General features: G+C 66.4%; 14 protein-coding genes and 2 riboswitches. Of the genes, 10 read left to right on the top strand and 4 right to left on the bottom strand.

The annotated features are described in order from the left end of the window. The first annotated feature begins 294 nt into the window (after positions 1–294). The 8 genes from PWP93_RS13105 (at position 295) to PWP93_RS13070 (ending at position 11,648) form a co-directional block, all read left to right on the top strand. Complete coding sequence (locus tag PWP93_RS13105; protein WP_421044763.1) at positions 295–1,344, top strand: oxidoreductase; 1,050 nt, start codon at positions 295–297, stop codon at positions 1,342–1,344. 181 nt (positions 1,345–1,525) lie between these two features. After that, positions 1,526–1,897 carry a hypothetical protein gene (locus PWP93_RS13100; protein ID WP_421045088.1) on the top strand — a complete coding sequence of 124 codons (372 nt, stop codon included), beginning with the start codon at positions 1,526–1,528 and terminating at the stop codon, positions 1,895–1,897. A gap of 96 nt (positions 1,898–1,993) precedes the next feature. Further along, positions 1,994–2,109, top strand: a riboswitch (glycine riboswitch). A 48-nt stretch (positions 2,110–2,157) separates the two neighbouring features. Further along, positions 2,158–2,301, top strand: a riboswitch (glycine riboswitch). A gap of 89 nt (positions 2,302–2,390) precedes the next feature. Beyond that, positions 2,391–3,509 carry a glycine cleavage system aminomethyltransferase GcvT gene (gene gcvT, locus PWP93_RS13095; RefSeq protein ID WP_421044762.1) on the top strand — a complete coding sequence of 373 codons (1,119 nt, stop codon included), beginning with the start codon at positions 2,391–2,393 and terminating at the stop codon, positions 3,507–3,509. Between the two features lie 79 nt (positions 3,510–3,588). Next, on the top strand, positions 3,589–3,969 hold the full coding sequence (gene gcvH, locus PWP93_RS13090) for a glycine cleavage system protein GcvH (protein ID WP_421044761.1): 381 nt from the start codon (positions 3,589–3,591) through the stop codon (positions 3,967–3,969). A 99-nt stretch (positions 3,970–4,068) separates the two neighbouring features. Continuing rightward, positions 4,069–7,035, top strand: a complete 2,967-nt coding sequence (gene gcvP, locus PWP93_RS13085; RefSeq protein ID WP_421044760.1) for an aminomethyl-transferring glycine dehydrogenase — start codon at positions 4,069–4,071, stop codon at positions 7,033–7,035. Positions 7,036–7,313: 278 nt separating this feature from the next. Beyond that, on the top strand, positions 7,314–8,360 hold the full coding sequence (locus PWP93_RS13080) for an alginate lyase family protein (RefSeq protein ID WP_421045087.1): 1,047 nt from the start codon (positions 7,314–7,316) through the stop codon (positions 8,358–8,360). Positions 8,361–8,455: 95 nt separating this feature from the next. Beyond that, positions 8,456–9,844 carry an L-serine ammonia-lyase gene (locus tag PWP93_RS13075; RefSeq protein WP_421044759.1) on the top strand — a complete coding sequence of 463 codons (1,389 nt, stop codon included), beginning with the start codon at positions 8,456–8,458 and terminating at the stop codon, positions 9,842–9,844. A 79-nt stretch (positions 9,845–9,923) separates the two neighbouring features. Next, positions 9,924–11,648, top strand: coding sequence for a thiamine pyrophosphate-binding protein (locus PWP93_RS13070; protein ID WP_421045086.1), 1,725 nt, complete (start codon positions 9,924–9,926; stop codon positions 11,646–11,648). A 118-nt stretch (positions 11,649–11,766) separates the two neighbouring features. Here PWP93_RS13070 and PWP93_RS13065 read toward each other — a convergent pair whose 3' ends face one another. Continuing rightward, positions 11,767–12,915: a branched-chain amino acid ABC transporter substrate-binding protein gene (locus PWP93_RS13065; protein WP_421025062.1), complete on the bottom strand. Its 1,149-nt coding sequence runs from the start codon at positions 12,913–12,915 to the stop codon at positions 11,767–11,769. 96 nt (positions 12,916–13,011) lie between these two features. Further along, positions 13,012–16,953 (bottom strand): trifunctional transcriptional regulator/proline dehydrogenase/L-glutamate gamma-semialdehyde dehydrogenase, encoded by a 3,942-nt coding sequence (gene putA / locus PWP93_RS13060; RefSeq protein WP_421044758.1) that lies wholly within the window; start codon positions 16,951–16,953, stop codon positions 13,012–13,014. Positions 16,954–17,240: 287 nt separating this feature from the next. Here putA and PWP93_RS13055 point away from each other — a divergent pair, with 287 nt between their 5' ends. Then, positions 17,241–17,408 (top strand): hypothetical protein, encoded by a 168-nt coding sequence (locus tag PWP93_RS13055; RefSeq protein WP_421044757.1) that lies wholly within the window; start codon positions 17,241–17,243, stop codon positions 17,406–17,408. Here PWP93_RS13055 and PWP93_RS13050 read toward each other — a convergent pair whose 3' ends face one another. Continuing rightward, on the bottom strand, positions 17,409–19,721 hold the full coding sequence (locus PWP93_RS13050) for a primosomal protein N' (RefSeq protein ID WP_421044756.1): 2,313 nt from the start codon (positions 19,719–19,721) through the stop codon (positions 17,409–17,411). Positions 19,722–20,156: 435 nt separating this feature from the next. Next, a complete protein-coding gene (gene hemE / locus PWP93_RS13045) occupies positions 20,157–21,248 on the bottom strand; it encodes a uroporphyrinogen decarboxylase (RefSeq protein ID WP_421044755.1) in 1,092 nt (363 codons plus the stop codon). A gap of 236 nt (positions 21,249–21,484) precedes the next feature. Here hemE and PWP93_RS13040 point away from each other — a divergent pair, with 236 nt between their 5' ends. Continuing rightward, positions 21,485–22,330, top strand: coding sequence for a transporter substrate-binding domain-containing protein (locus PWP93_RS13040; RefSeq protein WP_421044754.1), 846 nt, complete (start codon positions 21,485–21,487; stop codon positions 22,328–22,330). The last annotated feature ends 759 nt before the right edge of the window (positions 22,331–23,089 follow it).

The following is a 23,089-nucleotide window of genomic DNA, read 5'->3' as shown; positions in this document are numbered from 1 at the left end:
GGATTGGAAAAACAGGTGGTACGGCCAGGAGGCGTGCGTTTCGTGGCGCTGCGGCTTCGGGCCCCAAGGGCTTTAAAGCGCGGCGGCCGGCACGGCATGGCGCGAGGCGCGCTCAACAGCGCTGCGGCCTCTCACGCGAGAGGTGCGATGTTAACACGAGGCGGCTTCACATCGATGCGGCCCCGAGGCCGTTCACGCGTCGCCCCTGCTACGCGTGCCACAATGACGGGCTCCCGCCACCCCCGGCGACGGCTCGCGCCGCGCCGCTTCATTGCTGGAAAGAGGACGCGCTTCATGACTGCCCCCCTGCAAATCGGCCTGATGGGCTACGGCTTCGCCGGCCAGACCTTCCACGCTCCCGTGATCGCCCATAGCGGCGCCGCCACGCTTGCCGTCATCGCGACGAGCCAGGCCGAGCGCGCGCAGGCCGACTACCCGGACGCCGCGATCGTCCCGGACTTAGACGCCCTGCTCTCGCTCGACGCCATCGAATGCGTAGTGATCGCCACGCCCAACGACACGCACTACGAGCTCGCGCGCCGCACGCTGGAGCGCGGCAAGCATGTGCTCGTCGACAAGCCGGTCACGCTCAGCGCTGAAGAGGCGCGCACGCTCGCGGCCATCGCGAAGCAGCGTGGCCTCGTGTTCGCGCCGTTCCACAACCGCCGCTGGGACGGCGACTTCCTCACCGTGCGCGAGCTGCTCGCGAACGGCGCGCTGGGGCGCGTCACGCACTTCGAGTCGCATTTCGACCGCTTCCGCCCGCAGGTGCGCCAGCGCTGGCGCGAGGACGCCACGCGCGGCGGCGGCCTGCTCTACGACCTCGGGCCGCATCTGATCGACCAGGCGCTCGCGCTGTTCGGTGCGCCCGAGGCAGTCACGGCGTTCGTCCACACGCGCCGCGACAATGCCAGCGCGCCCGACTACGCGCATCTCGTGCTGCGCTACCCCGGCCATGACGCCGTGCTCCACGCGAGCGCGCTGGCCGCGTTCGCGCCGCGCTTCGTGATTCATGGCACGCGCGGCAGCTACCTGAAGAACGGGCTCGATACGCAGGAAGATCAATTGAAGGCGGGGCTGCGTCCGGGCCAGCCCGGTTTCGGCGAAGGCAACGAAGCGGGCCGCCTGCACACACTCGCCGACGATGGCACGGAAGCCGAGCGCACCGTGCCCAACGCCGCCGGCAATTACGCCGATCTCTATCGCGCGTTCGCCGCCGCGATCCGCGATGGCGAGCCATTCCCGGTGAGCCCGCAGGATGCCATTGACGTGATGAGCATCATCGAGATCGCCACGCAAAGCGCAGCCGAAGGCCGCACGATTGCGTTCACGCGTGCGGCTTGAGCCGCCCGCCTCGCAGCTTGCATTTCACCGACGCGGCTGAAAGGTCTGAACAAATCGTTACAAGTGCGCGCCGCACCCGGGTCATCGGGCGGCGCGCGCGGCACGTTTGCGGACGTACGACGCAAAAAAATGCAGCAACGACGACGAGAAGCTGCAAACAAGGAGAGTCTCAATGACCCGTTTGAACCGTGCCATCCGCTACGCCGCCGCCGGCGCGCTCATCTCGACGCTCGCTGCGTGCGTGGTCAACCAGCCCGCCCCGCGCCCCACCGTGGTGGTGGCCCCGAATCCCGGCCCGAGCCCGCATGATATGGCCGTGGAGCGCCTGCATCAGATCGACGGACGCCTCGACAATCTGGCCCGCCGCATCGATATGCGCGTGAATCAGGGCTACTATCCGCCGCCCCAGGGCGCTGCGCTCCATCACCGCCTCGACACGATCCGCGGCGAAGCGCACGACATGGCCAGCCAGCACGGCGGCGGCATCTCCGCCGACGAGCAACACGTTCTGAACCAGGAGCTGGATACGGCGGCGCGCGCGATCGGAGAGTAACCCGGCACCTCAGGCGACGCGCTGTGCAGCCAGCCGCGCGCCGCCTGCCCCGATTTTTTCCGCATTGACACACCGCCCAAGCGTCGCGCACAATCGCTGCGCGCGCCGGGAGAGCGCGCCGTTTGTCGCACCCTGCCATCGAGCGGGTGCAATGCGCGGCGCCGCCGAAGGGGCAACCCACAAACTCTCAGGCAAAAGGACCGTGCGCGCCGGACCTTCGAATCGCCCGCTCGCCTTCCAGCGCAGCGCGTGAATTTCGAATCCGCAACTCTGGAGAGCGGCAGTAGAACGGCGGCGGAGGATCGTAACTCCTGGCGTTCAGGCTGCCCACCGAAGGGGCGCGCGCCATCGAGCACCATCAAGCACGGCGCAATCTCTCAGGTATCGAGGACAGAGGGGCCATGCAAGAACCGACCCCAGGCATTGGGCCTGTGGCGTTTCCTGCATGGCCTTTTTCGTTTTCGCGCGATTTTTCGTGACCGCCTGAGGCCCCATGACCGAACTCAAACGCACCCCGCTGAACGACTCGCATCGCGCGCTCAATGCCCGCATGGTCGACTTCGGCGGCTGGGACATGCCCGTCAACTACGGCTCGCAGATCGACGAGCATCGCGCCGTGCGCACCGATGCCGGCATGTTCGACGTCTCGCACATGTGCGTCGTCGACTTCTCGGGCGCGAAGACGCGCGAGTTCTTCGCCCGCGCGCTCGCCAACAACGTGGCCAAGCTCGTCACGCCGGGCAAGGCGCTCTACTCGTGCATGCTGAACCCCGAAGGCGGCGTGATCGACGACCTGATCGTCTATTACTTTGCTGAAGATTCGTTCCGCACCGTGGTCAACGCGGGCACCGCCGAAAAAGACATCGCCTGGTTCGAGAAGCTCAACGCCGAAGGCGGCTTCGGCCTCACCATCACGCCGCGCCGCGATCTCGCGATCGTCGCCGTGCAGGGCCCGAACGCACGCGAAAAGGTCTGGCAAGTCGCGCCCGCCTCGCGCAGCGCCACCGAACTGCTCAAGCCCTTCAACGCCGCGAAGATCGAAGCCTCGCCGTTCGGCGAATTGATGATCGCTCGCACCGGCTACACCGGTGAGGACGGCTTCGAAGTCGTGCTGCCCGCCGCCGCCGTGGGTGAGTTCTGGGACGCCCTGCAGCGCCAGGGCGTGAAGCCCTGCGGCCTCGGCGCGCGCGACACGCTGCGCCTCGAAGCGGGCATGAATCTCTACGGCCAGGACATGGACGACACCGTCTCGCCGCTCGACGCGGGCCTTGCCTGGACCGTCGACATGAAGGAGCCGCGCGACTTCGTCGGCCGCCCCGTGCTCGAAGCCAACGGCTCGCGCATGGCCTTCGTCGGCCTGATCCTGCAAAAGGAAAACGGCAAGGCCGGCGGCGTGCTGCGCGCGCACCAGAAAGTCGTCACGCCGCAGGGCGAAGGTGAAATCACGAGCGGCACCTTCTCGCCGACGATGCAGGAATCGATCGCCTTCGCGCGCGTGCCTCAGGGCGTGCAGCCGGGCGACGTCGTGCAGGTGTTGATCCGCGATAAGGCCCTGCCCGCAAGCGTGGTAAAACTGCCCTTCGTGCGCAACGGCAAGGTGCTCGCCGCTTGAGCCAAGGCGATCCGCGAGGATCCGCGCCACGCACGCCCCCCCTCTTTCAAGCCATAACGAACCACGCACTGGAGCAACCATGAGCATCCCGGCCGATCTGAAATACACCGAATCGCACGAATGGATCCGCACCGAAGCCGACGGCACGCTGACCGTCGGCATCACCGATCACGCGCAGGAAGCCCTCGGCGACATCGTCTTCCTCGAACTGCCTGATGCGGGCCGCGCCGTCACCGCCGGCGACGCGGTTGCCGTGATCGAGTCGGTCAAGGCCGCCTCGGACATCTACGCACCGGTCGCGGGCGAGATCATCGAATCGAACTCGGCGCTGGTCGACACCCCGGACCAGGTGAACGGCGCCCCGTACGAGTCGTGGCTCTTCAAGATCAAGCCGGCCGCCGACGCCAAGCTCGACGCGCTGATCGACGCTGCTGTGTACGAAAAGGCCATCGGCGCCTGATCGGCCATTCAGCAGGCAACCCTGTCTTAACCGTAACGGCGCGGACGGCGCGCACTTCAACCCGCGCCGCCCGTGCCGGTAGTAAAACCCGGAACCCCCATGAAGCTCGAACACCCGGATCGTCTGATGAACTCCCCGCTCTCGCTTGCTGCGCTCGAAGCGCATGACGCTTTCGCCGCCCGCCACATCGGCCCCGATTCGGCCGACCAGCAGGCGATGCTCGACGCGCTCGGCTTCGCCTCGCGCGCCGCGCTGATCGATGCGGTGATTCCGGCGAAGATCCGCCGCAACGAGACGCTGCCGCTCGGGCCGTTCTCGCAGCCGCGCTCGGAAGCCGAAGCGCTTGCCGCGCTGCGCGCGCTCGCGGACAAGAACCAGGTGTTCCGCTCCTATATCGGGCAGGGCTACTACGACACGCACACGCCGGCCGTGATCCTGCGCAACGTGCTCGAAAACCCGGCCTGGTACACGGCCTACACGCCGTACCAGCCGGAAATCTCGCAGGGCCGCCTCGAAGCCCTGCTGAACTTCCAGCAAATGATCGTCGACTTGACGGGCCTCGCGATCTCGAACGCGTCGCTGCTCGACGAGGCCACCGCCGCCGCCGAAGCGATGACGCTCGTGCAGCGCGTGGGCAAGTCGAAGTCGAACGTGTTCTTCGTCGCCGACGACGTGCTGCCGCAAACCATCGAAGTGGTGAAGACGCGTGCGAAGCCGATCGGCGTCGAGGTGAAGGTCGGTCCCGCCGCCGAGGCGGCGCAAGCAGGCGCGTTCGGCGTGCTGCTCCAGTATCCTGGCGTGAACGGCGATGTGCGCGACTACCGCGAACTCGCCGCCGCCGTCCACGCAGCCGGCGGCTCGGTCATCGCCGCCGCCGACCTGCTCGCGCTCACCGTGCTCGCGCCGCCGGGCGAATGGGGCGCCGATGTGGCCGTGGGCAACTCGCAGCGCTTTGGCGTGCCGATGGGCTTCGGCGGCCCGCACGCGGCCTATCTCGCGGTGAAGGACGAATTCAAGCGCCAGATGCCGGGCCGTCTCGTCGGCGTGACCGTCGACGCCCAGGGCAACCCGGCGCTGCGCCTCGCGCTGCAAACGCGCGAGCAACACATTCGCCGTGAAAAGGCCACTTCGAACGTCTGCACGGCGCAGGCCCTGCTCGCGATCATGGCGAGCATGTACGCGGTCTATCACGGCCCGCAGGGCCTCAAACGCATCGCGCAGCGCGTGAACCGCGTCGCGGCCATTCTGGCGGCGGGTGCCAAGCAACTGGGCTACACGCTCGTGAACGAATCGTTCTTCGACACGCTCACGTTCGAAGCAGGCGCGCGCACCCAGGCGCTGCACGACGCGGCGCTCGCGCGCGGCATGAACCTGCGCCGCGTGAGCGAGACGCGCGTGGGCATTTCCGTCGACGAAACCACCACGCGCGGCGATCTGGCCGATCTGCTCGCCGTGTTCGCGCAAGCCGCGTTCGCAAACGAAGCGCCCTCGGTCGATGCGCTCGACGCACAACTCGTGGCGCAGGAAGCGGCCACGTTCCCGGCCGCGCTCGTGCGCGAGAGCGCGTACCTCACGCATCCGATCTTCAACTGCCATCATTCGGAAACGGAAATGCTGCGCTATCTGCGCAGCCTCGCCGATAAGGACCTCGCGCTCGACCGCTCGATGATCCCGCTCGGCTCGTGCACGATGAAGCTCAACGCCACTTCGGAGATGCTGCCGGTCACGTGGCCCGAGTTCGGCCGCATCCACCCGTTTGCGCCCACCGAGCAGACCGTCGGCTATCGCGAGATGGTCGATCAGCTCGAGCAGATGCTGGTGGCGGCCACGGGCTACGCCGCCGTCTCGCTGCAGCCGAACGCGGGCTCGCAGGGCGAGTACGCGGGCCTGCTCATCATCCACGCGTACCACGCCTCGCGCGGCGAAGGCCATCGCAACGTCTGCCTGATTCCCGCTTCGGCGCACGGCACCAATCCGGCTTCGGCGCAGATGGCCGGCATGCAGGTCGTGGTGGTCGCGTGCGACGCCCAGGGCAACATCGATCTCGCCGACCTCAAGGCCAAGGCCGAACAGCACGCTGCGAAGCTCGGGGCGATCATGATCACGTATCCGTCGACGCACGGCGTGTTCGAAGGCAACGTGCGCGAAGTCTGCGAGATCGTGCACGCGCACGGCGGCCAGGTCTACGTGGACGGCGCGAACATGAACGCGATGGTGGGCCTCGCGGCCCCCGGCCAGTTCGGCGGCGACGTCTCGCACCTGAACCTGCACAAGACCTTCTGCATTCCGCACGGCGGCGGCGGACCCGGCGTCGGTCCGGTGGCGGTGGGCGCTCACCTCGCGCAATTCCTGCCGAACCAGCTTTCCTCGGGCTACAAGCGCTCGACCGACCAGGGCAACGGCATCGGCGCGGTGAGCGCGGCGCCCTACGGCTCGGCCTCGATCCTGCCGATCTCGTGGATGTACATCGCGATGATGGGCGCGACCAACCTCACCGCCGCAACGGAAATGGCAATCCTCAACGCGAACTACGTCGCGAAGAAGCTCGCGCCGCACTATCCGGTGCTCTACAGCGGCCCGGGCGGCCTGGTCGCGCACGAGTGCATTCTCGATCTGCGCCCCATCAAGGATTCGAGCGGCATCACCGTGGACGACGTCGCCAAGCGCCTGATGGACTACGGCTTCCACGCGCCCACCATGAGCTTCCCGGTGCCGGGCACGCTGATGGTCGAGCCGACCGAGTCGGAGTCGAAGGAAGAGCTCGACCGCTTCATCGACGCCATGGTTGCAATCCGTGAGGAAATCCGCGCCGTGGAAGAGGGCCGCGCGGACAAGGAAGACAACCCGCTGCGTCACGCGCCGCATACGGCAGCGGTCGTGGTCGCCAACGAGTGGCAGCACGGCTACTCGCGCGAGCAGGCAGCCTATCCGGTGGCGTCGCTCGTCGGGCGCAAGTACTGGCCGCCGGTTGGCCGCGCCGACAACGTCTACGGCGACCGCAACCTGTTCTGCTCGTGCGTGCCGATCGGCAAATATGCGAGCGAAAACGCCGGCCAGGGCGAATAAAACGCGCCTGATCGCCCAGTCAATGCAACACCAGCAGCCGCCGCACGCTCCGCGAGGAGCCGCGGCGGTTTTTGCTCGCCGCACATTTGCCCCCGCAAACTCGCGCCAAACCGTTAACATCACACACCTGTCAGCCTTGAACCAGGGAGTCGCGCATGGCGCGGAAGGTGGGAACGGCCTTGACCGGGCATGCCCCGGCGGCAACACAAGCCACGCGGGCCACGAAGGGTGCATCGGGCCAACACGCGCGGACATTCGTCACGGCCTGGCTGTTCGGCATGGGACTTGCTGGTCCGGGCGCGGCGAATCTCGCCCATGCGGCCATGAACTTCTGCGCGGCGCCCGCGCTGCAGACGAGCGAGCGCACCAACGCCGATCCGGGCGTGAAAGCGCTCGTGGCCGAGGTGCAGGCGCACGTGAACGACGTGCCGCATCCGCTGGCACGGCTGCACACGGAAGGCACACTCCCGCACGAGGGCATCTACGATCAGAGCGTGGAGGCCGAGAAGGAACTCGACCTGATGCGCAACGCGGCGCTCGCCTGGCGCGCCACGAGCGACGACCGCTACCTGAAACTCGTCGACCGCTTTCTGTTCGCGTGGGTCACGACCTATCAGCCGAGCTTCAACCCCATCGACGAAACGCACTTCGACGGGCTGATTCTCGCCTACGACATGACCGCGAGCGCGCTGCCCGTGAAAACGCGCAACGCCACCATGGTGTTCCTGAACAAGTTCGTGAACGGCTACATCAAGCAGGTGGACGAGCAGCCGCGCCCGCTCACGGGCACGTTCGCGAACAACTGGCAAAGCCACCGGGTCAAACTGATAGCGATGGCGGCGTTCACGCTCGACAACCGCAAGCTGATTGCGGCGGCGCAGCGGCTGTTCATCGAACAGATTGGCAACAACGTCGCGCCCGACGGCGCGACGCTCGATTTCACGGAGCGCGATGCGCTGCACTACGTGACCTACGACCTGGAGCCGCTGGTGGCCGCCGCGCTCGCCGCGCGCCGGCACAACCGCAACTGGCTGCCCGAGCGTGGAACCAACGGCGCGACGCTCGCGGGCGCGCTGAACTGGCTCACGCCCTATGCGATGGGCGAGAAGACCCACGAGGAATTCGTACGTTCGAGCGTGCCGTTCGACGCCAGGCGCCGCGAAGCCGGGTTGCCCGGTTACACCGGCGCATGGGATCCGAAGAACGCCGCCGAGCTATATCACCTGGCCGCCCGACTGGACGGCCGCTATACGCCAATCGCGCTACGTCTCGCGCCCACGCCGCCGGCGTGGCTGGCCGTCTGTCTGCCGTTGCCGGCGCGCTGACAAGCGCGCCGTGGTCGCGGTGGGTGCGGCGGGCAGCGAGACCAGGCGTGCGCGGCACTCATTGAAACCGACTAGACGAAGCAGGAGCAGTACCCATGGCAGTAAGCGTTTTCGATCTCTTCAAAATCGGCATCGGGCCGTCGAGTTCGCACACCGTAGGGCCGATGCGCGCGGCGCTGATGTTCGCGGAAGGACTCGAGCGCGATGGACTGCTCGCGTCCACCGCCTCCGTGAAGGTCGAGCTGTACGGCTCGCTCGGCGCGACCGGCAAGGGCCACGGCACCGACCGCGGCGTGATGCTCGGCCTGATGGGCGACGCGCCCGACACCGTCAACCCCGATACCATCTCCGAGCGCCTCGAAACCGTGCGCGTCTCGCGCCAGCTCGCGCTGCTCGGCAGCCACGTCGTCCCGTTCGTGCAGAAGGAGCACATCGCTTTTTATCGCCAGGCGCTGCCCGAGCATCCGAACGGCATGAAGCTGCGCGCGCTCGACGCGAGCGGCGCGACGCTGCGCGAGAGCACCTATCTCTCCGTGGGCGGCGGCTTCGTGGTCACCGCGGGCGCGGCCAACACCAAAGTGCTGGCCGCCGCGCAGCAACTGCCGCATCCGTTCGGCACGGGCGCCGAAATGCTCGCGATGTGCCAATCGACGGGCAAGAGCATCGCGCAGCTGATGCTCGACAACGAGCGCGTCTGGCATAGCGACGCGGAAATCCGCTCGGGCCTGCTGCGCATCTGGGACGTGATGCAATCGTGCGTGTCGCGCGGCTGCGGCATCAACAACCCCGACGCCGACGGCACGCTGCCCGGCCCGTTCCAGGTGAAGCGGCGCGCCGCGCAGCTCTACAAGGCGCTCACCGGCAACCCCGAGCGCGCGCTGCAAGACCCGCTCTCGATGATCGACTGGATCAACCTCTACGCGATCGCCGTGAACGAGGAAAACGCCGCCGGCGGACGCGTCGTGACCGCGCCCACCAATGGCGCGGCAGGCATCATTCCCGCCGTGCTCCACTACTACGTGCGCTTCACGCCCGGCGCCAACGAGCAAGGCGTGATCGACTTCCTGCTCACGGCCGCGGCCATCGGGATTCTGTACAAGCTCAACGCGTCGATCTCGGGCGCGGAAGTCGGCTGCCAGGGCGAAGTGGGCGTGGCCTGCTCGATGGCCGCGGGCGCGCTGGCCGCTGTGCTCGGCGGCACGCCGAAGCAGGTGGAGAACGCCGCCGAAATCGGCATGGAGCACAACCTCGGCCTCACCTGCGACCCGGTGGGCGGCATGGTGCAGATTCCCTGCATCGAGCGCAACGCGATGGCCTCGGTGAAAGCCGTGAACGCCGCGCGCATGGCGCTGCGCGGCGACGGCGCGCACTACGTCTCGCTCGACTCCGTCATCAAGACGATGCGCGAGACCGGCGCCGACATGAAGACGAAGTACAAGGAAACGTCGCGCGGCGGGCTCGCGGTGAACATCGTCGAGTGCTGATGCGCGGGCTTCCGGCGCAATTCAAACTTGATTCGGACGTATTCACATCACGAACGAAGGAGACTTGATCATCATGCAGATGCAGCAGCCGGACGATTCAGCCCGCGTTTCCGATTCCGCGACCGTCACCGGGGCGCGCCTCGTCGTGGACGCGCTCGTCGCCAACGGTGTCGAGCGCGTGTTCTGCGTGCCCGGCGAGAGCTACCTCGCCGTGCTCGATGCACTCGCCGACGAGACCGCGCGCATCGACACCCTCGTGTGCCGCCACGAAGCGGCGGCGGCCAACATGGCGGAAGCGGTCGGCAAGCTCACCGGCAAGCCCGGCATCGCGCTCGTCACGCGCGGCCCCGGCGCGACGCATGCGGCGATCGGCGTCCACACGGCCTTTCAGGACTCCTCGCCGATGATCCTGCTGATCGGCCAGGTCGCGCGCGATCAGATGGACCGCGAGGCGTTTCAGGAGATCGACTACCGGCGCATGTTCGGGCAAATGGCGAAGTGGGTCGCGCAGATCGACGACGCGCGCCGTGTGCCCGAGTATTTGAGCCACGCGTTCCATGTCGCGACATCGGGGCGCCCCGGCCCGGTCGTGCTCGCGCTGCCCGAGGACATGCTGAGCGGCGCGATTCCCGCAGCGCAAGCCCAGCACATCGCGCCTGCCGCGCAACGCGTGCAGGCGTCGCCGTCGGCTGCACAGATCGAACGGCTACGCACGCTGCTCGCCGCGGCGAAGAAGCCGTTGGTGATCGCGGGCGGCCATGGCTGGACGCGCGATGCGTGCGCGGACCTGCAGCGCTTCATCGAGCGATGGCAGTTGCCGGTGGGACTTGCGTTCCGCTTCCAGGACACGCTCAGCAACGATCACCCGAACTATGCGGGCGACGTGGGGCTCGGCATCAATCCGGCGCTGGCCGCGCGCATCCGCGAGGCCGATGTGCTGCTCGCGCTCGGCCCGCGCCTTGGCGAAGCCACCACCGGCGGCTACGCGCTCCTCGACATTCCGAAGACTAAGCAGACGCTCATCCACGTGCATCAGGGCGCGGAGGAGCTGGGCCGCGTCTATGCCGCCGATCTGCCGATCGTCTCGGGTTTGGTCGAGATGGCGGCGCAACTCGCGGCGCTAGAAGCGCCCGCCGCACCCGCGTGGGCGGGCTCCGCCCACGCCGCGCACGAAGCGTATCTCGCATGGCGCGCGCCGCGCCCCATGCCCGGCGATGTGCAACTGGGCGAAGTCATGCAACAGCTTCGCGCGCGCCTGCCCGACGACGCCATCGTCACGAACGGCGCGGGCAATTACGCGACCTGGCTGCATCGGCACTTTGCGTACCGCGATTTTCGCTCGCAGCTTGCACCCACCAGCGGCGCGATGGGCTACGGCGTGCCTGCCGCGATCGCGGCGAAGTCGCTTTACCCCGAGCGCGCCGTGGTCGCGCTCGCCGGCGACGGCTGCTTCATGATGTCCGCACCCGAACTGGCGACGGCCATGCAATACGGCCTCGCGGTCGTGTTCATCGTCGTGAACAACGGACATTACGGCACGATTCGCATGCATCAGGAGCGCAACTACCCGAACCGCGTGCACGGCACGCAGCTCACGAACCCCGACTTTGCAGCATTTGCGCAATCGTTCGGCGCGCACGGCGAAATCGTCACGACGACAGCGCAATTCGCGCCGGCGCTGGAACGCGCGCTCGAGGCAGGCAGGCCGGCGCTGATCGAGATTCGCGTGACGAAGGAGGCCAGCACGCCTGCTGCGTCGCTCGAGCAGATTCGCGAGCAGGGAAGGAAAGCGCGCGGAGAATGAATCGCTTGGATTCCTGAATAAACTCACCTTTAAAAGATGAGCGCATAAAAAAGCCCCGCAGGCTTCAACCCTGCGGGGCTTCTTACATCAACTTGCGGATCAACCGCGAGCGCAGCGCTTACTTGCCGCCCACGCTCTGCAGCGTCGTCCACTTGCCGTCGACAACCTTGTACAGCGTGATGCCGCCATTCTTCAGGTCGCCCTTCGTGTCGTACGCGAGTTCCTTCGTCGTCACGGCCGGCATGTTGGTCTTCGCGAGGAACGGCAGGTACTTGGCCGGGTCCGTCGAGTTCGCGGCCTTCATGGCTGCGAACATCGCCATTGCGCCGTCGTAGGCGTACGGCGAGTAGGTCTGGACGTCTTCGCCAAAGCGCTTCTTGTACTTCGCGACATAGTCCTTGCCGCCCGGCATTTCTTCCAGCGGCAGTCCGGCGAGCGACGCCACCGTGCCGTTCGCCGCGTCACCCGCGATCTTCAGGAAGGTCGGCGTGTGCACCATCTCGCCGCCCATCAGCGGTGCCGTGATGCCCAGCGACTTCATCTGCTTGACCATCGGGGCCGCTTGCGAATCCGCGCCGCCGTAGTAGATCAGGTCCGGCTTCTGCGCCTTCAGCTTGGTCAGGATCGACTTGAAGTCCACGGCCTTGTCGTTCGTGTACTCGCGGTCGATGATCGTGCCGCCCGCTTCCTTCGCTGCCTTCGCGAACTGGTCGGCGAGACCCTGGCCGTAGGCCGTGCGGTCGTCAACCACGGCAATCTTCTTCATGCCGAGGCTCTTCACCGCGAACGTGCCCGCCACCGAGCCTTGCTGGGTGTCCGAGGTCATCATGCGGAACGTGGTCTTGAAGCCTTGCTGCGTGTATTCCGGCGCCGTCGCCATCGCGATCTCGGGGATGCCGGCGTTCGCGTAGATGCGCGAGGCAGGGATCGTGGTACCCGAGTTGAAGTGGCCGAGCATGCCCTTGATGCCATCGTCGACGAGCTTTTGCGCGACGGTCGTGCCCGTGCGCGGGTCGGCCTGGTCGTCGGCCGCGTCCAGCACGAAATGCACCGGCTTGCCGCCGATCACCGGCTTGGTCGCGTTCATGTCCTCGACCGCGAGCGTGATGCCGTTCTGGAAGTCCTTGCCGTAGTGCGCTTGCGCGCCCGTCATCGGGCCGGCGAAACCGATCTTGACGTCCTGCGCTTGCTGCGCGTTTGCCGTCCCCGCCAGCGACAGTGCGGCAACCAGCGTTGCGCCTGCCAGCTGCTTCATGGTGTGTTGCATGTTTTCTCCTTGGTACCTGGTGTATCGAATGAGCGGCTTCGGGTCTCGCCTTGCCGCTTCCTTGTCCCTGGGGGACGGTTCTTGCGACCGTGAAGTCTAGCCAATCGTCATCAGATTCGCATTTCCGCCTGCCGCAGCGGTATTCACGCTCACCGAACGCTCCGTAAGCAGACGTTCGAGTGCGTAGTCTTCATCGCCATTGGCAAGCGCATGCGCCGCCACGCCCTGCACCGAGACGATCGGTCCGCCGCGCTTGGCCACGTCCTTCACGACGCCGAGCAGCTCGTCGCTGTCGCCCTCGAACAGCACGGCGTCGAATTCGGCGTCGGCGCTCTTCTTCACTGCTACGTGCGCCTTCAGCTCGGCCGGCAGCGCGCTCACGAGCGCCTCGCCGGCTGCGCCCTGGAACAACGCCCGATTGCCCGTGGCCAGCACGACCGCAAGCTGCGCGCGCGCGCCGGTCGGCGTGGACGCCACGCACAGCACCGTGCCGCGCGCCGAAAGCGTGTAGGTATTGCGCTCGCCGGTCGGCCCCGGCAGCACGGCCGTTGCGCCCGCCAGCACGTATTGCAGATAGCCGTCGCAGCGCGCCGCGAGCGCGGGCTCGCGTTCGGCGATGAGCCAGTCGCGCAGCGTCGTAAGCGTCGCGTGGGTCGATTGCGGCGCACCGTTTTCCGCCTGCGGCGCATCCACCACGAGCGCTTTCGCGAGCGACTGCGGCAGCCCGGCCGGACGCTTGGCCAGCAAACGCGAGAGATACAGCGCGCCACCGGCCTTCGGACCCGTGCCCGAGAGCCCTTCGCCGCCGAACGGCTGCACGCCCACCACCGCGCCAATCACGTTGCGGTTCACGTAGATATTGCCCACGTGCGCACGGCCGATCACATGCGCGATCGTTTCGTCGATGCGCGTATGGATGCCGAGCGTAAGGCCGTAGCCCGTCGCGCGGATCTGCTCGAGCAACTTGTCCAGCTGGCTGCGGCGATAGCGAATCACATGCAGCACCGGTCCGAACACTTCGCGCTTGAGCTCCTCGAGGCTGTCGATTTCGATCAGCGTCGGCGGCACGAAGGTGCCCGCTGCGCAGCTCTCGGCCATCGGCATCTGCGTGACCTTGCGGCTCTTTTCGCGCATCGCGCCGATGTGCGCGTCGATGCCGCGCTTCGCTTCCATGTCGATCACCGGGCCCACATCGACCGACAGACGATCGGGGTTGCCCACCGCGAGTTCCTTCATCGCGCCCGTGAGCATTTCGAGCGTGCGCTCCGCCACGTCTTCCTGCAGGCACAGCACGCGCAGCGCGGAGCAGCGCTGGCCCGCCGAGTCGAACGCGCTTTGCAGCACGTCGGCGACGACCTGCTCGGCCAGCGCCGACGAGTCGACGATCATCGCGTTCTGCCCGCCCGTTTCGGCGATCAGCGGAATCGGACGGCCATCCGAATCGAGGCGCTGCGAAAGCGTCTTGTTGATGAGGCGCGCGACTTCGGTCGAACCCGTGAACATCACGGCACGCGTGCGGTGATCGGCGACGAGCGCCGCGCCCACGGTCTCGCCGTCGCCCGGCAGCAGTTGCACCGCGCCCGCCGGCACGCCCGCTTCGCGCAGGATGCGCACCGCCTGTGCAGCGATCAGCGGCGTCTGTTCAGCGGGCTTCGCGAGCACCGTGTTGCCGGCGGCGAGCGCGGCGGCCACCTGGCCCATGAAGATCGCCAGCGGGAAGTTCCACGGGCTGATGCACACCACCGGGCCGAGCGGACGATGCGTGTCGTTCGAGAACTCTTCGCGAATCTGCGTGGAGTAATAGCGCAGGAAGTCGATGGCCTCGCGGATTTCCGCCACGGCGTTGGGCAGCGACTTGCCCGCCTCGCGCACGATCAGGCCCATCAGCGTGTGCATCTGCGCTTCGAGCAAGTCGGCAGCGCGTGCGAGGCAATCCGCGCGCGCTTCCACAGGCGTGGCCTGCCAGATCGGCGCGGTCGAGACCGCGTGCGCAAGCGCGGCGCTCACGTGCTCGCTCGTTGCCTCCACAACGGTTCCCACGAGGTCGCGATGATCGGCGGGATTGCGCACGTCACGCGCAGCGCCTTCTGCGATGTCGGCGTCGGCGAGCATCGGCGCGGCGCGCCAAGGATGATGCGCGCTCGCGAGCAGCGCCGAAGACAGCGAGGCGAGGCGATGCTCGTTCGAGAGGTCGAGGCCCATCGAATTCTGGCGCTCGCTGCCGTAAAGATGGCGCGGCAGCGGAATCTTCGCGTGCGGCGCGCCCGGCGGCACGACCTTCGCGGCTTCGTCGATGGGGTTCGCGACCAGCTCGCTCACTGGCACGGTTTCGTCGGCGATGCGGTTCACGAACGAGGTGTTCGCGCCGTTTTCCAGCAGGCGGCGCACGAGGTACGCAAGCAGCGTTTCGTGCGTGCCGACCGGCGCGTAGACGCGGCACGGACGGTTGAGCTTGCCCTGCGAAACCGGGCCCGTGACTTCCTCGTACAGCGGCTCGCCCATGCCGTGCAGGCACTGGAACTCGTACTGGCCGGGGTAGTAGTTATTGCCCGCGAGGTGATAGATCGCAGAGAGCGTGTAGGCGTTGTGCGTGGCGAACTGCGGATACACCGCGTCGGGCGCGCCGAGCAGCCGCTTCGCGCAGGCGATGTACGACACGTCGGTGTAGATCTTGCGCGTGTAGACCGGATAGCCCTCGAGGCCGTCCACCTGGGCGCGCTTGATTTCCGTGTCCCAGTACGCCCCCTTCACGAGGCGCACCATGATGCGGTGACGGCTGCGGCGCGCGAGATCGACAATGTAGTCGATCACGAACGGGCAGCGCTTCTGGTAAGCCTGCACCACGAAGCCGATGCCGTTCCAGCCCGCCAGTTCCTGGTCGAAGCACAGCGCTTCGAGCAGGTCGAGCGAGAGCTCGAGGCGGTCGGCTTCCTCGGCGTCGATATTGAGGCCGATGTCGTAGCGGCGCGCCAGCACGGCGAGCGCGCGCACGCGCGGCAGCAGCTCGCTCATGGTGCGTTCCTGCTGCGCGCGCGAATAGCGCGGATGCAGCGCGGAGAGCTTGATCGAGATGCCAGGGCCTTCGTAGATGCCGCGCCCGCCCGCGGCCTTGCCGATCGCGTGGATGGCCTGCTCGTAGGAGGCGTAGTAGCGCTGCGCGTCGGCTTCGGTGGTGGCCGCCTCGCCGAGCATGTCGTACGAGTAGCGGAAACCGCGCGCTTCGAACTTGCGGCTGTTGGCGAGCGCCTCGGAGATGTTCTCGCCCGTGACGAACTGCTCGCCCATCAGGCGCATGGCCATGTCCACGCCCTTGCGGATCAGGGGCTCGCCGCCCTTGCCGATCATGCGCGTGAGCGCCGAGGAAAGGCCCGTCTCGCTGTTGGTCGTGACCAGCTTGCCGGTGATCATGAGGCCCCAGGTGGCGGCGTTCACGAACAGCGAGGGCGCGTGGCCCACATGCGATTTCCAGTCGCCCTTGCTGATCTTGTCGCGAATCAGCGCATCGCGCGTGGCGCGGTCGGGAATGCGCAGCAGTGCTTCGGCGAGGCACATCAGCGCGACGCCTTCCTGGCTCGACAGCGAGAACTCGTGGATCAGGCCTTCGACGCCGCCGCCGGTGCCCTTGGCGCGCAACGCCTCGACGAGCTTCGTGGCGAGCTTCGTGACGTCGCCGGTGAGGTTCGCGGGCAGGCGCGCCTCGCCGATCAGGAACGGCACGCACTCGGGCTCAGGACGGCGATACGCGGCCGTAATGGCTGCGCGCAGCACCGACTGCGGCTGAATGTTCTGGGCGAAGTCGAGGAACGGATGCGATGCGGCCTCTTCGTCGCCGTCGCCGGTTGCGCCATCGACGAGATCGGCGGCGCTCACCTGGCCGCTCAGTTCGGGAGGCAACTGGCCGTGCTCGATCTTCTCGAGGTAAGCAAAGATCGCTTGCTTGATGAGCCAGTGCGGAGTGCGCTCGAGGCGCGTGGCGGCATCTTTGAGCCGCGAGCGGAGCAGGTCGTCGACCTTGACGCCAAGGGTGGTGCTAGCCATGTTTCCTTCGCATGCCGGCCGACCCGCACCGGCGAAAGACCAAAAAGTGGCCGAATCGTACGCCTTCAAATAAAAAGGTGCAACCCTGTGGCGAGTTTGGTTGCACCGTCCGCGAAGCCTTGTGGGGTAAAGGTTTGCGGCCAGCGCCGGCCAGTATTGGCCCGCGGGCCGCACTCGGTATTTTCCCTGGCGAACAACAATCAGGTGAACCCTAATCGATTCCGCCGCCGTGCCGTTATACAACCATTACAGGGGCCGATCATTGAATCCGGCGCGAAGGTGGAAAAATGGAAAAGTGGCTGGTGGTGGCGGGTGTCTGGTGCATGTGCGCGCTGTGCGCCATGTTGTTCATTCGCGGCGCGACGGCGCCTGCCACGCGCAAGGTGCGCGTATCACAAGCCGGCCCGGACGGACGAGAGCGGCGCGCACAGGCGCACCAGGCCGCGCGGCGCTGATCAGATATCCAGCGGATCGACTTCCAGGTTCCAGCGCAGCACGCCCCGCAAGCCGCGCAGCGCGGGTTGCCACGCGCGCAGCGTCGCCTGCAGCGCGCCGCGCGACTGGCTTTCCACGAGCAGTTGCGCGCGATGCACGTTCATGACCTTGACGATCGTGAGCGGCACCGCGTCGTACGCGGTCACGCGCTCCGCGGCCGGTATCGTCGCGAGCGCCTGCGCCGCTTCGGCGAGAAACGCTAGCGCCGCTTCCAGCGTGCGGCCTTCGGCGCGCAGCAACGCCTGGTAGACGAACGGCGGCAGATGCGCGTCGCGACGCTCGGCGATCTGTGAATTCGCGAAGCCCACATAATCGTGGCGCGCCAGCGCGTGATAGATCGCGTGACGCGGGTAGCGCGTCTGCACGATCACCTCGCCGGGTAGCCCTGCGCGTCCGGCGCGGCCGCTCACCTGCATCAACTGCGCGAATAGCCGCTCGCTCGCGCGGAAATCGTGCGAGAACAGCGCGTTGTCGGCATTGAGCACGCCCACCAGCGAGACGCGCTGGAAGTCGTGCCCCTTCGCGATCATCTGCGTGCCCACGAGGATGTCGACATCGCCGGCGTGCACGTCGGAGAACAGCGCCTGCGCGCTGCCCTTGCGGCGCGTGCTATCGGCATCGATGCGCAACACCCGCGCACCGGGAACCGCGCTCGCCAGCGCTTCCTCGATGCGCTGCGTGCCGCGCCCCATCGGCGCGATATCGACGTTGCCGCAGTCGGGACACGAATGCGGAATGCGCGATTCCCAGCCGCAATGGTGGCAGCGCAGCGTCCGCTCGGGCTTGTGCAGCACCACATAGGCACTGCAGCGCGGGCAGCCCGCCACCCAGCCGCAGGCATCGCACGACAGCACGGGGGCATAGCCGCGACGGTTCAGGAACACGAGACTCTGCTCGCCGCGCTCGAGACGCGCCTTCATCGCCGCGATCAATGGGCCCGAAAGGCCCTCGAACGAGGCGCGGCCGCGCCGGCGCTCTTCTTCGAGATCGATCAGCTTGACGACCGGCAGCACCGCATCGGCGATGGCCCGGCGTGACAGCGTGAGGCGCGTATAGCGACCCTGCTCCGCCTGCCACCAGCTTTCGAGCGACGGCGTGGCCGAGCCCAGCACGACCGGCACGCCCAACTGCTTCGCACGCCAGACCGCCAGATCGCGCGCCGAATAGCGCAGCCCCTCCTGCTGCTTGTAAGCGGGGTCGTGCTCCTCGTCCACCACCAGCATGGCCAGGCGCGGCAGCGAGGCCAGCACGGCGAGGCGCGTGCCCAGCACGATGCGTGCGCGCCCCGTGTGCGCGGCGAGCCAATGGCGTGCGCGCTCGCCCTCGGCGAGGCCGCTGTGGAGCGTGACGATCGCGTCGTCGGGCAGTACACCCGCGAAACGCGTGCGAAATGCCGCCTCGAACTGGGGCGTGAGATTGATCTCGGGGACGAGAACGAGCGCCTGGGCGTCCGGCTCGCGTTCGAGCAAGCCCGACAGCGCGCGCAGATAAACCTCGGTCTTGCCGCTGCCAGTTACGCCGTGAAGCAGGAACGGCGCAAAACCGCGCGCGTCGAGGATTGTCTCGACGGCGACAGCCTGTTCGTCGCTCAGCACGGGCAAGGCCGCAGCCACAACGGCATCGCAGGGGATGCTGGCGCGATCGGCGCGGCTTTCGCCGCCACCGCCGCCACCGCCGCCACCGCCGCCCGGCAAGCGTCCTGCGCCACCGAACGCGACGCACTCGTATTCGACCCAGCCTGCTTCGCGCCAGGATTCGAGTGTGGCCGCCGCCTTCGGATGCAGCGAGCGGGCATCGGCGAGATCGAATTCGCTGGCATCCACCAAGGCCTGCGCGAGCCGCCGCAATGCCTGGGCGCGCGCGGGCAACGCGACGGGCAGCGCCTCGCGTCCCGTCGGCAGCAGCCGGTAACGCTCCTCGGGCGCAAGCAAACGCGGCCAGCGCGCCGGGTCGCGCAGCGCCTGTGGCAGCGCCGGCAGCGCGACCTCCCCCAACCCGCGCTGATAGTAGTCGGCGGCAAAGCCCGCGAGCGCGAGCCACTGCGCCGAAAGCGGCGGTAAATCCGCACACACGGCGCCCACATCGCGCAGCTTGTTGGCAGGCACATCACTGTGAGCGCTCACTTCGCAGATCAAACCCACCACGTCGCGGCGGCCGAACGGTACGCGCACCAGCATGCCGGGCTGCGGCGCCGGAGCCTCGGGCGGATAGCGGTAGTCGTAGAGTGCAGGCAGCGGGTGGTCGAGCGCCACGCGCACGAAGCACGGCATCATGCTCCGCCCCAACGTGGGCGGGGCAAACACTGTGCGCTGGCGCACCGACGTCCGAAGTTAAAGTAGAACTTCACTTTCTGCGCTAAGTTTTGGATTCCGCAGAACAATCGCGCTTTCGTCGCTGCGCCTGTGGATAACTTTGTTAAGAACTTGGCCACCCTGGTTTGCCTGGAAGACGACGGACCCATTATGTGAGACACCGCACAAAGGGTCTCGGAGCGCCGAAAGCCTTACCTGTCAAGGTCTCGATTGATTGTTCACAAGCCCCGCTGACGCTGTGCGGCAATTTTTCCCTCTTGCGCGCCGCAACGAGGTAAGTGTGTATAAGTCAAGTCTTGACAACAACGCAACGGCATCTGGAGGGCCTCTCGCGCCGGTCGCGAATCAAGCTGGACCCTGATGCCCGGAGCCCAGCTTGTTGCAATGCAACAAAATTCAGGCCGACGCAGCGCGCATGGCGCGGCTATGGCCATGCACTTCATCCACGAGTTCGGCGACGCTCTCCGGCGGCGTGAACTGCGAAATGCCATGCCCAAGGTTGAAGACGTGGCCCGGGTGAGCGCCGTAGCTCTCGAGCACCGCACGCGCCTGCTCGCGAATCGCCGCCGGCGAGGCGAACAGCACGGTCGGATCGAGGTTGCCCTGAAGCGCCACGCGATCGCCCACGCGCTCGCGCGCACGGCCGAGGTTGACGGTCCAGTCGAGGCCGACCGCGTCGACACCCGTTTCGGCGATCTCGTCGAGCCATAGGCCGCCGCCCTTCGTGAAGGTGATCACCGGAACGCGCTCGCCGTCGTGCTCGCGCTTGAGCTGCTCCACCACGCGCTTGATGTATGCAAGCGAGAAGCGTTGATAGATGCCGTCCGCGAGCGCGCCGCCCCAGGTGTCGAAGATCATCACGGCTTGCGCGCCGGCTTCGATCTGCGCATTGAGATACGCGGCCACGGCTTGCGCGTTGATTTCGAGAATGCGCTCCATCAGATCGGGGCGCGCGTACAGCATCGACTTCACGGTGCGAAAATCGTCCGAGCCGCCGCCCTCGACCATGTAGCAGGCAAGCGTCCACGGGCTGCCCGAGAAGCCGATGAGCGGCACGCGCTGGCGACCTTGCGCGTCGGTGAGCGCGCGGCGAATCTCGCGCACGGCGTCGGTCACATAGCCGAGCGTCTCGCCGATGTCGGGCACCGCGAGCTTCGCGACATCCTCTTCGCTGCGCACCGGATGTGCGAACTTCGGACCTTCGCCAGCCTGGAACGAGAGGCCGAGACCCATCGCATCGGGAATCGTGAGGATGTCAGAGAACAGAATGGCGGCGTCGAGCGGATAGCGATCGAGCGGCTGCAGCGTCACCTCGGTCGCGTAATCGGGATTCTTGGCGAGACCGAGAAAGCTGCCCGCGCGGCTGCGCGTGGCGTTGTACTCCGGCAGATAGCGGCCCGCCTGGCGCATCAGCCAGATTGGCGTGTATTCGGTCGGCTGACGCAGCAAGGCGCGCAGAAAGGTGTCATTCAGAAGAGTGTGGGCCACGGGCGGGAAGCGCTGGTCGCGCGAGATTCGAAAGCAGACGGCCATTCTACCGGAGCCGCCGCCGCGACATGACGCTGATGGCCGGGATAAGGCGATCCGGACCGCGCGCCGCACACGCGTCCACCGGAGACCAACCAGGTCAGCCCACGCTTAACGCATGAATGCGGGCGGGCTATGATCGGATGCCTTTCCGATCCATTACATCGAAACCGCCATTAGAAGAGGAGACACACAGCATGAACAAGAAGAAGGTCGCCGCTGCCTGCTCAGCCATCGCCGCGCTGGTCGGCGGGCCCACCGGAGCGCCGCACGCATTTGCGCAGAGCGCGGCCACGCCGGGCGTCGCCACGCCGGGCGTCGCGACGCAGAGCGCCAGTACGCCCTCGCGGCTCGACCAGGTGCTCTCGCGCGGCACGCTGCGCGCGTGCACGACGGGCGACTACAAACCGTATTCGTTCTACAAGCAGGACGGCACGTTCGAGGGCATCGATATCGACATGGCCGAGTCGCTCGCGAAGTCGCTGGGCGTGAAGGCCGAGTTCGTGAAGACGACATGGTCGAACCTGATGAACGACTTCCTCGCGAAATGCGACGTCGCCGTGGGTGGCGTGTCGACCACGCTCGAACGGCAAAAGCGCGCATTCTTCACCGAGGCGTACCAGATCGACGGCAAGACGCCTATCGTGCGCTGCGACGACGTGAGCAAATATCAAACGGTTGCGCAGATCGATCAGCCCGCCACGCGCGTGATCGTGAATCCCGGCGGCACGAACGAACGCTTCGCAAAGCAGTTTTTCCCGCACGCGAATCTCACCGTCTATCCGGACAACGTAACGATCTTCAAGCAGATCCTGGCCGGCAAGGCGGACGTCATGGTCACCGACGCATCCGAAACACTGTTGCAGCAGAAGCTCAACCCGGGACTGTGCTCGGTGCACCCCGACAAGCCATTCCAGTACGGCGAGAAAGCATGGATGGTGCCGCGCGGCGACGTGGTATTCCAGCAATATGTCGATCAATGGCTGCACCTTGCGCGCGCAAGCGGCGAGTATCAGGCAATCTCCGACAAATGGCTCAAGTAAGGTGACGAAGCAATAAACTGCGCCGGGACTCATCCCGGCGCGGCATCATTAGTTCATCCATATGAGGAGTTGCAACTACTCGTTGCAACGCCATATGAGCAATCCTTGCACCGCACGCATGGATTCAACCGGAAATATCGACTCGATCCGCATATGCGGTTTGCGTTTTTATGCAGCCGATTTCCGGTAATGGCCACACAGCGCGGCATTCTTCATGCACTTGGAATAACATCTCTAATTCGCGTCCACGCAGCGTCTGACAGCATCCAAAAAACGCAGGTAAAAATGACTTTCATGAAGCGCTCGGGGCGGCAAAAAATCCCACAAAGCCTTATCTGACGGGCGTTACAACCTGAAACACTTTGTTACCGCCAAGGTTCATTAATTCGCCCACAATGCCTTCAACGGTTTCAACACGGATGCGGTGCGGTGCAAGTGTGAGCGGACACAATACACCTACCTGTCGGCGTCAATCCGAAGCCCTGTCAGGGGCATCCTTGTTGGAGCCGTAACCGGCGTTTTGCGTTCCAAGACCCGGCTCCTCCTTTGGTCTCCTCGCGCTAACCCCGTAGCGTGTGGTTTTTAGCGGGCTCCAGGCCCGCTTTTTTTTCGTCTATTGCTTTCCCACTCGCTTTTATCGTCGATTTGTTGCGATCGCGGGAATAATCGCGGGCACAAACTCATTCGCCTGCATTTCTTATTTGATTGCTCGCCGTGTTAGCCGGACGGTTAATTCGCAACCGCGTCGATTGGCCAGCC

It is taken from the genome of Paraburkholderia sp. A1RI-2L (genome assembly GCF_048957375.1).
Lineage (GTDB): Bacteria > Pseudomonadota > Gammaproteobacteria > Burkholderiales > Burkholderiaceae > Paraburkholderia.
This window is presented reverse-complemented; position numbering and strand designations above follow the sequence as displayed.